1 protein-coding gene is annotated in these 561 nt (G+C 72.2%); it reads left to right on the top strand.

The window, feature by feature from the left end:
- Window positions 1-561, top strand: a 561-nt coding sequence (locus GVL52_RS31735) for a type VI secretion system baseplate subunit TssF (RefSeq protein WP_200847958.1), incomplete at both ends; no start/stop codon positions are given.

Raw genomic sequence — 561 nt, forward strand, 5'->3', positions numbered from 1 at the left:
GGTGCAGATGGAGCCGAGCGGCACCGAGGGCAGCCTGGCGGAAGGCTACACGCTGGAGGCCGGCAGCGTGATCCGCGCGCGCAAGACCGCCGAGGACCAGACCCCCTGCGATTTCCGCACGGGGCATGCGATCACGCTGCGGCCGATCGACCTGCTGCAGGCGCGCCTGGGCGGGCCGCCGCTCGATCTGCCGCTGTCGCGCTTCGGGCTGGCGGAAGAGGCCGCCGGGCACCTGCGCTTCACGCTGGGCGTGCGCGGTGCGGCGCAGTGGCGGGCGCTGCGCATGGACCGGCTGGACCTGCACATCTCCGCCGTCGACACCGTCGCCTCGCACCTGCAGGAGCTGATCCACGATTCGGTCACCGGCGTGATCGTGCACGACGCGCAGGACCCGTCGCGCGTCTGGGCGCAGTTGCCGGCCGATGCCGTGCAGCCCGAAGGCTACGAGCAGTCGCAGGCGCTGCTGCCCTACACGCACCGCAGCTTCCAGGGCCACCGGCTGCTGCACGAGTACTTCGCGTTCCCCGCGCGGTTCCGGTTCTTCTCGATACGGGGCCTGCG

It is taken from the genome of Rhizobium sp. 18055, from assembly GCF_902706285.1.
GTDB lineage: Bacteria > Pseudomonadota > Alphaproteobacteria > Rhizobiales > Rhizobiaceae > Rhizobium.